The following is a 13151-nucleotide window of genomic DNA, read 5'->3' as shown; positions in this document are numbered from 1 at the left end:
GATCACTTACCCTTCACGGCGGTGCGGACGAAGACGGAGCGGCCACGAGCACCGGGGACGGCGCCCTTGACGAGCAGCAGACCCTTCTCGGCGTCGACGGCGTGCACCGTGAGGTTGAGGACGGTCACGCGGTCGCCACCCATACGACCAGCCATGCGCATGCCCTTGAAGACGCGCGACGGGGTCGAGGAAGCACCGATCGAGCCGGGCTTGCGGTGGTTGCGGTGCGCACCGTGCGAGGCACCGACGCCGTGGAAGCCGTGACGCTTCATGACACCGGCGAAGCCCTTGCCCTTGGAGGTACCGACGACGTCGACCTTCTGGCCCGCCGTGAACGTGCCGTCCACGGTGAGCTCCTGGCCGAGCGTGTACTCAGCGGAGTCGTTGGTACGGATCTCGGTGAGGGTGCGACGCGGGGTCACGCCAGCGGCCTCGAAGTGGCCAGCGGCCGGCTTGTTGACCTTGCGCGGGTCGATGGCGCCGGCGGCGATCTGGATCGCCTCGTAGCCGTCGCGCTCAGCGTTGCGGATCTGGGTGACCACGTTCGGGCCGACCTCGATCACGGTGACGGGGATGAACTTGTTGTTCTCGTCCCACACCTGCGTCATGCCGAGCTTCTTGCCGAGGAGGCCCTTGACGGTCTTGGTTGAGTTCGCCATTGGTCAGCCCCCTTACAGCTTGATCTCGATGTTGACGTCTGCCGGCAGGTCGAGTCGCATGAGCGAGTCCACGGCCTTCGGCGTCGGGTCGACGATGTCGATGACCCGCTTGTGCGTGCGCTTCTCGAAGTGCTCGCGCGAGTCCTTGTACTTGTGAGGGGAACGGATCACTGCGATCACGTTCTTCTCGGTGGGGAGCGGCACCGGGCCGACCACGGTTGCACCGGCACGGGTCACCGTGTCGACGATCTTCCGGGCCGACGTGTCGATGACCTCGTGGTCATACGACTTGAGCCGGATGCGGATCTTCTGTCCCGCCATGTGTCTCTTGTCCTCTCTGCGCCGCGCACCCTCTGGCCGCCTGACGCCGCTCGGTTCCGCATTCCTGCGGACCGTGCTGTTTTCCTGAACCAACCGGCCGCATCCACTGGGGATGACCGCTGTTCACCTGTCAACCTCGCGGGCGACCGTGGCCGTCCAGCGTGGGCAATCGACTGCCTCGTGCTCCGGGCGCAGCAGTGGTACACCGCGTCCGTCACATCTCGGGGAGTCGTGTTCTGCTGCCTGCGGCCCAACCCAGCCCTGCTGAACAAGGGGGTTGTGCACTGCCAGAGCAGTGATCCTGTGGGCGTTCACCCACGGGGAATTCGGAACCGGACAAGTCTCGCATAGCCCCGCCCCACGTGCAACCCGGGCGTGTCGCGAATTGCCGGGCGTGTCCCGCCGACTCGCTTCGGCGGATCCACGCGGATCGAACGGCCTGGAGGCCCGGCTCGGCCCCGCAACGCGACGCACCCTCCGGACGGGGTCCGGAGGGTGCGTCGAAACGGGTCAGGAGACCGTCACTCGGCGGTCACCGGGGGCACGAACCACGGCGGGAAGACGGCCACTCGCGGAGCGTGTCCGCCGTGGTCGGCGAGCACGGCGCGGACGGTCTGCCGAGCCTTGTCGTTCGGCACGCCGATGACCGCGACCGACGTGAACGGCACACTCGGACCGGCGAGCAGCTCGAGGCCGTGCATCTCGGGGTCGGTGAAGTCGGTGCGGCGGATCAGGTTCGTGCCGGCGTCCGGGCCGACGGCGAACCGGACGTCGTCGGCGTCGGCGTCCTGGTCGGCGACGATCACCGAGGCACCGAACGCCGAGACCGGCACGACGAGCACGACGTAGTCGATCGCCCGGGTACGGCGGGCGGCGTCCGACCAGCGCTCACCGTCGGCGCCCGTGCGGAGCTCGTCCCAGCGGGTGGCGTCGGGCGACAGCGTGAACGGCACGTGGCCGGCGATCGAGGAGCCGTCGGGTGCCTCGGCCTCGGCGCGGGCGGCACGGGTCTCGGCGGAACTGACGTCCACGACCGGCTCGGCCTGGTCGGACGCCAGGATCGCCCCGGCACCGACGATGCCGTCGAGGTTGTCGATGTGGGTCACGTGGTGGGCGCGGAGCGCTGCGAACTCACGTGCCTCGGGCAGGTCGGCTGACGACGAACGGAGCGACGTCGGCGACCGGAGCGACGTCCCGGGGCCGGAGGCCGGCGGGTCGACGCGCAGGTTGGTGGTGATGCGGGTCCGGCGGGGGGCCGGGGTGGCTGGGATCTCCGACGCCTCGCGCTGCCGGGGTGCGCAGATGTCGCAGAGCTCGGTGGGGAATCCGTGGATGCACTCGTCGGTCACGACTGTTGTGGGTCCTTCCGTGCCGTGTGGGGGTGGTCCGGCACGTCGACCAACGCTACGTCATCCGGACGGCCCCCGGGTCATTGTCGGTAGAGCAGTGCCCGGACCTCGGCCTCGGCGGACGCCAGGCGGTTCGGGTCGATGGTCTCCCCGTGGTCGTACGCGTCGAGCAACCGGGGGTCGATGTAGCTCTGTCGGCACACCGTCGGGGTGTTGCCGAGCTCGTCGCTGGCGGCCTTCACCGCGTGCGAGACGGCCTTCTTCCGCTTCGCCTGGGACGACTGCGGTCCGGTCTTCGCCAGGTCGACCGCGGCCGCGACCGTCCCGTGCAGGGTCCGGAAGTCCTTCGCGGTGAACTCGTCGCCCGCACGTTCCTTCACGTAGGCGTTGATGTCCTCGGCGGAGAGCGGCTCCCACTCCGCTCCGCGGCGCTCACGGAACGAGAGCAACCGCGCGTTGGGCCCGCGACGCTTCATGCCCGCGATCACCCGCGCCAGGTCGTGGTCATGGATCGACGACGACCACTCCTGCCCGCTCTTGCCGGGGAAGTCGAGCTCGATGTCGTCGCCGGACACGTGCGCGTGCGCGCAGAGCAGCGTGGACAGTCCCCGACTGCCGTGCTCGGTGGCGTACCGCTCGGACCCGACCCGGAGGGACCCCTGGTCGAGCATCCGGAACGCTGCGGCCAGCGCACGGCGGCGGTCCGGCTCGGGGCGACGGAGGTCCTGCGTGACCCCGCGGCGGGCGACCGGCAACGACTCGGCCAGTGCCAGCGCACGGTCGTACTTGATCCGGTCCATCCGTTCGCGCCAGGACGGGTGGTACATGTACTGGCGGCGTCCCGCGCCGTCCGTGCCCGTCGCCAGGATGTGGCCGTTCTCGTACGGGGAGATCCAGACGTCGTCCCACGCCGGCGGGATCACGAACTCCTCGAGCCGACGGCGTTCGTCCGGGTCCGTCACGGTGTTGCCGTCGGGGTCGCGGAACGAGAAACCGCGTCCGGAACGGACGCGGTGGTAGCCGCGACCAGAGGTCGCGGATCTGCGGAGGCGTGTCACGACGTCGAGCCAACTCCGTGACGCCTGTGACGGGTCACGGGGCGGACTGGAGGCCCGTGGCGGGCCCCGCCCCGATCCTCCTGTCCGGCGCCCTGTACGCGTGCCAGGGGCCGGACACGACGAAGCGGGGCCGGGCCCGAAGGCCCGACCCCGCTGTCGCAAGGAACCGGAGTTACTTGATGATCTTCTCGACCGTACCGGCACCGACCGTACGACCACCCTCACGGATGGCGAAACGGAGGCCCTCTTCCATGGCGATCGGCTGGATCAGCTCGACCGTCATGGCGACGGTGTCACCGGGCATGACCATCTCGGTGCCCTCGGGCAGCGTGATGACGCCGGTGACGTCCGTGGTGCGGAAGTAGAACTGCGGGCGGTAGTTCGCGTAGAACGGGTTGTGACGCCCACCCTCGTCCTTGGTCAGGATGTACGCGTTCGCCTGGAACTCGGTGTGCGGCGTGACCGAACCCGGCTTCACGACGACCTGGCCGCGCTCCACGTCCTCGCGCTTGAGGCCACGGATCAGCAGACCGGTGTTGTCACCGGCGACCGCCTGGTCGAGCAGCTTGCGGAACATCTCGATGCCCGTGACGGTGGTCTTCTGCGTCGCGCGGATGCCGACGATCTCGACCTCGGCGTTCAGGTTGAGCGTGCCACGCTCGACGCGACCGGTGACGACCGTGCCACGACCGGTGATCGTGAAGACGTCCTCGATCGGCATCAGGAACGGCTGGTCGGTGGCGCGCACCGGGTCCGGCACGTGCTCGTCGACCTGGGCCATGAGGTCCTGGACCGACTTGACCCACTTCTCGTCGCCCTCGAGCGCCTTGAGCGCCGAGACCTGCACGACGGGGGCGTCCTCGTCGAACTGCTGCGAGCCGAGGAGCTCGCGGACCTCGAGCTCGACGAGCTCCAGGATCTCCTCGTCGTCCACCATGTCGGACTTGTTCAGTGCGACGACGATGTAGGGGACGCCGACCTGGCGGGCGAGCAGCACGTGCTCACGCGTCTGGGGCATCGGGCCATCGGTGGCGGCGACCACGAGGATCGCGCCGTCCATCTGTGCCGCACCCGTGATCATGTTCTTCACGTAGTCGGCGTGACCGGGGGCGTCGACGTGCGCGTAGTGACGCTTCTCGGTCTGGTACTCGACGTGCGAGATGTTGATCGTGATGCCGCGCTGGCGCTCCTCGGGAGCGTTGTCGATCTGCGCGAAGTCGCGGGCCTCGTTGAGGTCCGGGTACTGGTCGTGCAGAACCTTGGTGATCGCCGCCGTGAGCGTGGTCTTGCCGTGGTCGACGTGACCGATGGTTCCGATGTTGACGTGCGGCTTGGTGCGCTCGAACTTGGCCTTGGCCACTGTGGGTCCTCCTCAGGACTCGGAAGCGTCACCCCCGGCCGGCCCTGGATGGGCTCGGAACCGTTGGTGCGCGGTGTGTGTCTGTACTTTACTTGGTGGCGAGGGGCCCGTCGCCGGGCGCCCCCGCCTGTGGAGAAGCGCTGAGCGCTACTCCCCCGCGTTCTTCGCGATGATCTCCTCGGCGACCTTGGCCGGGACCTGGCTGTAGGTCTCGAAGGTCATCGAGTAGACCGCACGACCAGAGGTCTTCGACCGCAGGTCGCCGACGTAGCCGAACATCTCGGACAGCGGCACGCTCGCGCGGACCACCTTGACGCCCGAGGCGTCCTCCATCGAGGCGATCTGGCCACGACGGGAGTTCAGGTCACCGATGACGTCGCCCATGTACTCCTCAGGAGTACGGACCTCGACGGCCATGATCGGCTCGAGGATCGCCGGACCGGCCTTGCGAGCCGCTTCCTTGTAGGCGATCGAGCCGGCGATCTTGAACGCCATCTCGGACGAGTCGACGTCGTGCGCCGCGCCGTCCTTGAGGATGGCCTTCACGCCGACCGTCGGGTAGCCCGCGAGGATGCCGACCTGCATGGCGTCCTGGATACCGGCGTCGACCGACGGGATGTACTCGCGCGGGACACGGCCACCGGAGGTCGCGTTGACGAACTCGTAGACCTTCTCGCTCGTGACCTCCATCGGCTCGAGCGCGATCTGCACCTTCGCGAACTGGCCGGAACCACCGGTCTGCTTCTTGTGGGTGTAGTCGTAGCGCTCGACGATTTTGGTGAGCGTCTCGCGGTAGGCCACCTGGGGCTTGCCGACGCTCGCCTCGACGTGGAACTCACGCTTCATGCGGTCGACGAGGATGTCGAGGTGGAGCTCGCCCATGCCCTTGATCGTCGTCTGACCGGTCTCGGCGTTGAGCTCGACGCGGAACGTCGGGTCCTCTTCGGCGAGCTTCTGGATGGCCGTGGAGAGCTTCTCCTGGTCAGCCTTCGTGTTCGGCTCGATGGCGACCTCGATGACCGGCTCCGGGAACGTCATCGACTCGAGGACGACCTGGTTGGTCGGGTCGCACAGGGTGTCACCGGTGGTGGTGTCCTTGAGGCCGATGACCGCGTAGATGTGGCCAGCGGTCACGTTGGCGACCGGGTTCTCCTTGTTGGAGTGCATCTGGAAGATCTTGCCGATGCGCTCCTTCTTGCCCTTGGTCGAGTTGATGACCTGGGCACCGGACTCGATCGAGCCGGAGTAGACGCGCACGTAGGTCAGACGACCGAAGAACGGGTGCACCGCGACCTTGAACGCGAGGGCCGAGAACGGCTCGGACGCGTCGGGCTTGCGGATGATCTCCTTCTCCTCGTCCTTGACGTCGTGGCCGATCATCGGCGGCACGTCGAGCGGGGACGGGAGGTAGTCGATGACGGCGTCGAGCATCGGCTGGACACCACGGTTCTTGAACGCGGAACCGCAGAGGACCGGGTAGAGCGTGCTGCTCACCGTGAGGGCACGGATGGCTGCCTTGATCTCGGCGACCGAGAAGTCGGTGTCGCCCTCGAGGTAGCGCTCCATGAGGACGTCGTCCGCCTCGGCCACGCGCTCGATGAGCTTCTCGCGGTACTCGGCGGCACGGTCCTGCAGGTCGGCCGGGATCTCTTCGATCTCGTACTTCGCGCCCATCGCGACGTCACCCTTGGCGTCGCCGCGCCAGGTGAGTGCACGCATCTGGACGAGGTCGACGACGCCTTCGAACGAGCTCTCGGAACCGATCGGCAGCTGGAGCACGAGGGGCTCCGCGCCGAGGCGGTTCACGATGGTGTCGACGGTGTAGTAGAAGTCGGCGCCCAGCTTGTCCATCTTGTTGACGAAGCAGATGCGCGGGACGTCGTACTTGTCGGCCTGACGCCAGACGGTCTCGGACTGGGGCTCGACGCCCTCCTTGCCGTCGAAGACGGCGACCGCACCGTCGAGGACGCGGAGCGAGCGCTCCACCTCGACCGTGAAGTCCACGTGACCGGGGGTGTCGATGATGTTGATCTGGTTGTTGTCCCAGAAGCAGGTCGTCGCGGCCGACGTGATCGTGATGCCGCGCTCCTGCTCCTGCGCCATCCAGTCCATCGTGGCAGCGCCGTCGTGGACCTCACCGATCTTGTGCGTGATGCCCGTGTAGAACAGGATGCGCTCGGTCGTCGTGGTCTTGCCGGCATCGATGTGCGCCATGATGCCGATGTTGCGGACCTTGTTCAGGTCGGTGAGCACGTCCTGTGCCACAGGGTTCCTCCGGAAGAGTTGTAGGAGAGGTTGGCGGCCGTCCGGGCGCCGGGGTTCTTGACCACCGGCGCCCGGACGGTGCCGGGACTACCAGCGGTAGTGGGCGAAGGCCTTGTTCGACTCGGCCATCTTGTGCGTGTCCTCGCGGCGCTTGACCGCGGCACCGAGACCGTTCGACGCGTCGAGGATCTCGTTCATGAGACGCTCGGTCATCGTCTTCTCGCGACGGGCCTTGGCGTACGAGGTGAGCCAACGGAGCGCGAGGGTGTTCGCGCGGTGCGGCTTGACCTCGACCGGGACCTGGTAGGTCGAGCCACCGACGCGGCGGCTGCGGACCTCGAGGGTCGGACGGACGTTGTCGAGCGCCTTCTTCAGCGTCACGACGGCGTCCTGCTGGTTCTTGGCGGAAACGCCCTCGAGTGCACCGTAGACGATGCGCTCGGCGAGGCCCTTCTTGCCGTCGAGCAGGATCTTGTTGACGAGCTGGCTGACGATCGGCGCACCGTAGACCGGGTCGGCGACGACGGGACGCTTGGGGGCGGGACCCTTACGAGGCATCTAACTCAACCCTTCTTCGCGCCGTAGCGGCTACGAGCCTGCTTACGGTTCTTGACTGCCTGGGTGTCCAGGGCGCCACGGATGATCTTGTACCGCACACCCGGGAGGTCCTTCACACGACCGCCACGGACGAGCACCATCGAGTGCTCCTGGAGGTTGTGGCCCTCACCGGGGATGTAGGCCGTGACCTCAGTGCCGTTCGAGAGCTTGACACGAGCGACCTTGCGCAGTGCCGAGTTCGGCTTCTTGGGGGTGGTGGTGTAGACGCGGGTGCACACACCACGCTGCTGGGGGTTCGCCTTCAGGGCGGGCGCCTTGGTCTTGGTGACCTTCGGCGTACGACCCTTGCGAACCAGCTGCTGAATAGTAGGCAACTGTTCTCCTGGTTCTTCGCTCGTGCTCTCTGGCCGGCGCGTTCCGCCGGCTTCCTCGTCCCACGCTGAGCACCGCCGGACGGCGGGTGTTCGAGTGGGGGACGGAGTGGTCCGGCTGGGCGATCCCGCTCGCCGGACTTTTCGGGCGCGCCCGAGGGCGCACACCCGGTAGAGACTACCCGCGTAACGGGACGAAATCAATCCGGGTCACCCCGGGAACCGACACCGTCATGAGCCGGTGTCGGAGGACCCGTTGCCCACCGCCGAGCGGAACGTGGCACCGTCGCTCGAGAAGCCGGTGACGTACCCGCTCGCGTTCACGTTGAGCGGCCCCGCGGACGCCGTTCCGGTGCCGGCGGCACCCGAGATGTCGGCCGTGTACTTCGCCCGCCCGAACGTCGTCGTCGTGATCAACCAGCCGTTCGTCGTCCAGTCGCCGACCCGGACGGTGGGCCGCGTCTCGAGTGTCCACTTCTGGTTCGAGTACGTGTACGCGGGGTTCTGCCCGTACGCGTAGAAGCTGCACCCGGCAGGGGCGGCGTCGGTGGAGGCGATGCAGCCGTCCACCCAGGCGTCCACCGCTCGCTTGGCGGCCTGCTGCCCGGCGGCGGTCAGGGTCGTGGTCATCTGCACCGGGCTCGAGGTCGACCGCCCGAACCCGCTGACGCTCGCCGATCCCCCGCTGGCCGTGGTCCACTTGTCGCCGTCGAAGGCGACGTCGTAGGTCCCGGGCAGCGCGCGGAGGCTCACCGTGCCGTCCTTCGCGGTCTTCACGTCCCGGCCGGCGACCGTGACCCCAGCACCGGACGGACCCCGCACGGCGACGTCGACCGATCCGAGCTCCGGGGCCTGCAGCTCCCAGACCGGGAACACACCCCAGTCCGTCCCGGTCTTGTCCAGCGTGAAGGTCGCGGCGACGTCCTGCCCGCCCTGGCGCAGGTAGGCGCGGACCGTCGCGGTGTCGCCCTCTGTCCGCGTCGCGGCGACGCGGTAGCCGGTGACCTTGTCCGATGCCTTCGCGTAGGCGGCTTCACCGAGGAGCACGTCGGTCTTCTCGCGCTCGATGCCCGCGTCGTCGAGGGCGTCGGCCACGCGTCCGGCCGTGAGGTCGTCGAGGAACGCCCGCACCGGACGGTCAGCAGAGTGCGAGGAGGAACCGATCGAGTACCCGACGACCCCGGCGACGAGCAGCAGGACGACCGCCGTGCCGCCCGAGACGATGCCGATGAGCTGACCGCGGCGGAGCTTCCGGCGAGGACGCTGCGGCACCGGCCCGGACATCCCGGGGAACCCGGGGGCTCCTGCGGCGGGCGTTCCGTCGGTGCCACGGATCGAGTCCACCGGCGGGACGGCGCCCCAGCCGCCCTGCTGGTCCGGATCCTGCGCGTGCTGGTCGCTCATCGTTCCCCCGTTGCGTGTGCGTCGTGCCCTGCGAACACTACCGTCCGGCGGGTTCCTCGCCCGCGTTCGTCCGGTCGTGCCCGGAGCGCCCGTCAGGCCCGTCCGGACGCGTCGCGGCAGCGCCCGAGCCGCCAGCGGTCCGCGCCTGGTGTCGGGCCATCGTGATCCCGCCGAGCACCGACAGGACCGCCACCACGACGGACCCGACCACGAACGGCCCGAGGGCGTACCCCGCGGGGAAGACGAGGAGCTCCGTCGCGTCCGAGCGGACGAGCGCGTAGCCCACGGCCCCGATGCCGAGCATGACCAGGTAGACCGTCGCAGCGGCCACCAGGGCCGTCACGCCGGGGTTGCCGTCACGCGCACCCGCCACGGTCGCGAGGAAGACCACCATCGCGGCGCCGACCACCATCGCGGGCCCGAGGTACGGGGTGGCGTCGGGCTGCGAGATGACCTCGACGTCGGCGAGCAGGGCTTCGAAGCCCGTGACGGCGATCACGAGCGCGATGAAGAGGACGGACGTCATCGTCGCGATCAACCACCGGGACATGCGCCGATCGTATCGCCGACCGGCTGGTCAGCGAGCGGGTTCGGCGTGGCCCGTGTCGTCCGCGTGCTCGCGACGGTCCGCCCGGGCGGACTGCTCCTGCGCGGCGGCGACCAGGGCGAGCGCGATCGTCGCCGTGATGATCGGGACGGTCTCCGTCATGGGGGCGGGCGCCGCATCCGGCGTCTTCTCGTCCGTCGCGTCCGTCGCGACCGTCGCGTCCGTCGTGTCCGTCGCGTCGTCGGACTGGAGGCCCGTGGCCGCGTCCGCCTCGGCGGTGTCCTCCGGCTCGTGGTCACGCAGCGCCGGGCCGATGACCGGCAGGACCCCGGTGGTCGCGGCCGGTTCGGCGTGCAGGACCGGCGGCTCGGTGGACACGGATCCGTCGCGCTTCGCCGCGCGACGCGCTCGGCCCATCTTCACCAGGACGACGACGGCGACGATCGCCCAGATCCCGTTGACGATCGTCGAGGGCACGGCGTGGTGTGCGGCGACGTTGATCGCCACCGCGAGGCCACCGACCAGGTTGAACAGCTGGTAGAGCGGGCCGTTCGGGATCTTGCCGGTCGAGAACAAGATGTAACCGGCCAGAACGGTTACGGCACCGAACCAACCGAAGAATTCCACGATTCCGACCAACACGCGCGACTCCGGGCACGACGAGGAACGGCCGGTTCGAGCCGACCGTTCGAGCGGGGATGAACAGCCGCGATCACGGCGTCTGGTGCATCGTAATCACAACGACGGGTGTCGCGGAAGTGGGGTCGGCGTGGCGTGGCCGACCCCGGTCCGTGGGGGCGGGGTCAGCCCTTCGCGGCGGTGTCCGACTCGGCGAGGACGTAGACCGATCCGGAGAGCGACCACGCCTGCGCGTCCATCGGGCTCGCTCCCGAGTCGGAACTCGTCGAGGCGATGCCGGTGACCAGGAACAGCCGCTGCCCGGACTGCACCGCCTTCGTGAAGGCGAGCGCCTGGTCGTACGAGCCCTGCACCGCCACGGTCACCGGGATGACGACGAAGTTCGATCCGTTGATCGCAGCGTCTGTCCGGGCAGTCGGCGCCGTCGGGGTCGGCTCGGCGCTCGGCGTGGCACTCGCCGAAGCCGCCGGCTCCTCGGAGGCCTGGTCGGCTACCGGCTCGTAGGCCTTCGCGTCTCCGACGGTGATCGAGGTCACCGTGACGCCAGCGGCGGTCGCAGCGCCGTTCAGCTCCCGGAGGAGGGCATCCGTCGACGGCGTCGATGGTACCGAGGCGCGGAGCGCGTCCAGCTTCGTCTTCGTCTCGGCGAGTGCGTCGCTCGCCTTCTGGAGCCGAGCGAGCTCGGCCTGGTTCCGGGCGTTCGTGGCGTCGATGTCCGTCTGCTGCGAGGAGTTGTCCGCAGCCTGGGCGAGCTGCGGCTGCACCCCGAGGAACCACGCCCCGGCGAGCACGGCTCCGATCGCGACGAGCGCGACGACGAGCGAGAGGCGGTTGCGGTTCACTTCGACTGCTCCTGTGTGTACTTGCCGTCGAACGCCCGTTCGCCGAGGTGGACCTGGACCGTCGCGGTGTACCCGCCGGAGTCCTCCTGCAACGCGACCGACGTGATGGTCGAGTCCGCGTAGCCCCCGAGCTGCGACAGACGAGCGGTCCAGTCGGGTACCGAGGGGATGGTCGGACTCGACACGGTCAGCTGCATCGATGCGACACGGGCCTTCTCGAGCGGGACCGCCGACTGTGCGAACGTCGTGGTGACGTCGGCGGAGTCGATGGTCATCGAGGTGATGACGACGCCGGCCGGCAGCACGTTCTCGAGCTGCGACAGCGTGCCGTTCCAGTCGATCTCCGTCGACCCCCCGACGGTTCGTGCCGCTTCCAGGAGCTGACTGTCCTGTTCGACCTGCCGGACGTCCGAGAAGCGTTGCTGCTGCCGCAGCAACGACGCCGTCTCGGCCTGCGCCGCGCTCAGCGACGATGCGGTGTCCAGCTGGTGGACCGCCGCTGCACCGACGCCGAGTGCCGCGACGGCCGCCGTGATGAGGACACCGAGCCACGCACGACGTGCGACGCCCCGCTCGCGACGGTCCACGTGGACCTCGGAGGGCAGGAGGTCGACGCGGGGTTCACGACCGGCGATCGAGACCTGCGTGCCGCGAGCACTCCTTCGAGGACGCTCCGGTCGTGCAGCGCCGACCGCGTCGACGGTTCGCGCTTCTGTGACGGTCATGCCGCTCTGCTCCCTACTGCCAGCCCGAAGGCGACCGTGATCGCATCGACGTGGTCGGCGACGTCGCCGGCCGGGATCGATCGTGCGAGTCCGACTCCGTCGAACGCGGCGCCCATCGTGACGGGCAGGCGCGTCTGCTCCGCCAGCGCTTCCCGCATGCCCTGCAGCCGGGTCCCGCCACCGGTCAGCACCACCCGGGTCACGGGTTCCGACGGCCGGGTGTTGACGAAGTAGTTGATCGTGTTCCGCAAGCTCGACGTGAGTTCGTGGACCGAGGCCGTGATCACCGCGACGGCACGGGCATCGTCCGGAGTCCGCGCCGATCCGCCGAGCCCGAGGTGGCGCTTCACGGCCTCGGCCTCGTCGAAGGTGATGTCGAGGGTCCCGACCAGCGCGCGGGAGATGTCGTTGCCCCCCATCGGGATGATCCGGACGAACTGCGGGATCCCGTCGGTCGCGATGACCACGCTCGTGGTGTCCGCGCCGAGCTGCACCACCGCCGCGGTCCCCGGGACACCCTGGCGCCCGAGCAGGACACGGGTGAGGGCGAACGGGATCATGTCGACCCCGATCGGGTTGAGTCCGGCGAGCTGCACCGCCTTGACGTTCGCCAGCACGGCGTCCTTGATGGCTGCGATCAGGAGGCCGTGGACGACGGGGCCGTTCTCGCTCTCCCCCTCGGACACCGGGTAGAAGTCGAGGATCGCTTCGCCGACCGGCACCGGGAGCATCTCCTGCACCTGGAACGGGAGGCTCTCGCGGATCTGTGCCATCGGGGCGAGGGGCACCGTGAGGTCGCGGGAGAGCACACGTTGGTTCCCCATCCCCAGGACGACGTTCTTCGAGCGGAACCGCCCCGTCGACCACAGCTCGCGGAGGGTGGCCGCGACGGTGTTCGGTTCGAGGACCTCGCCTCGGCTCACCGCGTCCTGCGGAGTGGGGACCTCCGCGAAGCGCACCACCGTCGGTTGTGCCTTGTCGGCGTCGACGACCTCGACCGCGCGGATCGACGACCCCGCGATGTCGAGGCCCACGATGCTCTTGCCCATGATG

General features: G+C 68.9%; 14 protein-coding genes. All 14 read right to left on the bottom strand.

The window, feature by feature from the left end:
• Nucleotides 1-2: 2 nt before the first annotated feature.
• The 14 genes from rplC to pilM all read right to left on the bottom strand — a co-directional run bounded on the left by rplC (nucleotide 3) and on the right by pilM (nucleotide 13147).
• On the bottom strand, nucleotides 3-659 hold the full coding sequence (gene rplC / locus DEJ00_RS04700) for a 50S ribosomal protein L3 (RefSeq protein WP_027466731.1): 657 nt from the start codon (nucleotides 657-659) through the stop codon (nucleotides 3-5).
• A gap of 12 nt (nucleotides 660-671) precedes the next feature.
• Nucleotides 672-980, bottom strand: coding sequence for a 30S ribosomal protein S10 (rpsJ, locus tag DEJ00_RS04695; protein WP_017885534.1), 309 nt, complete (start codon nucleotides 978-980; stop codon nucleotides 672-674).
• 521 nt (nucleotides 981-1501) lie between these two features.
• A complete protein-coding gene (locus DEJ00_RS04690) occupies nucleotides 1502-2329 on the bottom strand; it encodes a DarT ssDNA thymidine ADP-ribosyltransferase family protein (protein ID WP_051596996.1) in 828 nt (275 codons plus the stop codon).
• 80 nt (nucleotides 2330-2409) lie between these two features.
• Nucleotides 2410-3387, bottom strand: a complete 978-nt coding sequence (locus DEJ00_RS04685; protein WP_027466733.1) for a DNA topoisomerase IB — start codon at nucleotides 3385-3387, stop codon at nucleotides 2410-2412.
• Between the two features lie 172 nt (nucleotides 3388-3559).
• Nucleotides 3560-4747: an elongation factor Tu gene (gene tuf, locus DEJ00_RS04680; protein ID WP_027466734.1), complete on the bottom strand. Its 1188-nt coding sequence runs from the start codon at nucleotides 4745-4747 to the stop codon at nucleotides 3560-3562.
• Between the two features lie 147 nt (nucleotides 4748-4894).
• Entirely contained in the window at nucleotides 4895-7012 is a 2118-nt protein-coding gene (gene fusA / locus DEJ00_RS04675; protein ID WP_027466735.1) for an elongation factor G, read from the bottom strand.
• 87 nt (nucleotides 7013-7099) lie between these two features.
• Complete coding sequence (gene rpsG, locus DEJ00_RS04670; protein WP_017885539.1) at nucleotides 7100-7570, bottom strand: 30S ribosomal protein S7; 471 nt, start codon at nucleotides 7568-7570, stop codon at nucleotides 7100-7102.
• Nucleotides 7571-7575: 5 nt separating this feature from the next.
• Entirely contained in the window at nucleotides 7576-7944 is a 369-nt protein-coding gene (gene rpsL, locus DEJ00_RS04665) for a 30S ribosomal protein S12 (protein WP_017885540.1), read from the bottom strand.
• A 228-nt stretch (nucleotides 7945-8172) separates the two neighbouring features.
• Complete coding sequence (locus DEJ00_RS04660) at nucleotides 8173-9345, bottom strand: hypothetical protein (RefSeq protein WP_111056573.1); 1173 nt, start codon at nucleotides 9343-9345, stop codon at nucleotides 8173-8175.
• Nucleotides 9346-9382: 37 nt separating this feature from the next.
• Nucleotides 9383-9895 carry a DUF6121 family protein gene (locus DEJ00_RS04655; RefSeq protein ID WP_111056572.1) on the bottom strand — a complete coding sequence of 171 codons (513 nt, stop codon included), beginning with the start codon at nucleotides 9893-9895 and terminating at the stop codon, nucleotides 9383-9385.
• A 27-nt stretch (nucleotides 9896-9922) separates the two neighbouring features.
• Complete coding sequence (locus tag DEJ00_RS04650) at nucleotides 9923-10468, bottom strand: hypothetical protein (RefSeq protein WP_111056571.1); 546 nt, start codon at nucleotides 10466-10468, stop codon at nucleotides 9923-9925.
• Between the two features lie 227 nt (nucleotides 10469-10695).
• Complete coding sequence (locus tag DEJ00_RS18440; RefSeq protein WP_027466738.1) at nucleotides 10696-11373, bottom strand: type 4a pilus biogenesis protein PilO; 678 nt, start codon at nucleotides 11371-11373, stop codon at nucleotides 10696-10698.
• Nucleotides 11370-12098: a hypothetical protein gene (locus DEJ00_RS18435; RefSeq protein ID WP_181440085.1), complete on the bottom strand. Its 729-nt coding sequence runs from the start codon at nucleotides 12096-12098 to the stop codon at nucleotides 11370-11372. Before DEJ00_RS18435 ends, DEJ00_RS18440 begins: the two co-directional genes overlap by 4 nt.
• Nucleotides 12095-13147, bottom strand: coding sequence for a type IV pilus assembly protein PilM (pilM, locus tag DEJ00_RS04640; RefSeq protein WP_111056570.1), 1053 nt, complete (start codon nucleotides 13145-13147; stop codon nucleotides 12095-12097). The genes DEJ00_RS18435 and pilM overlap by 4 nt, the downstream gene beginning before the upstream one ends.
• Between the last annotated feature and the right edge of the window lie 4 nt (nucleotides 13148-13151).

The sequence above is a fragment of the Curtobacterium sp. MCLR17_039 genome, from assembly GCF_003234745.1.
Classification (GTDB): domain Bacteria; phylum Actinomycetota; class Actinomycetes; order Actinomycetales; family Microbacteriaceae; genus Curtobacterium; species Curtobacterium flaccumfaciens.
The sequence above is the reverse complement of the archived record's forward strand: the minus strand, read 5'-3'. Positions and strand labels throughout refer to the sequence as shown.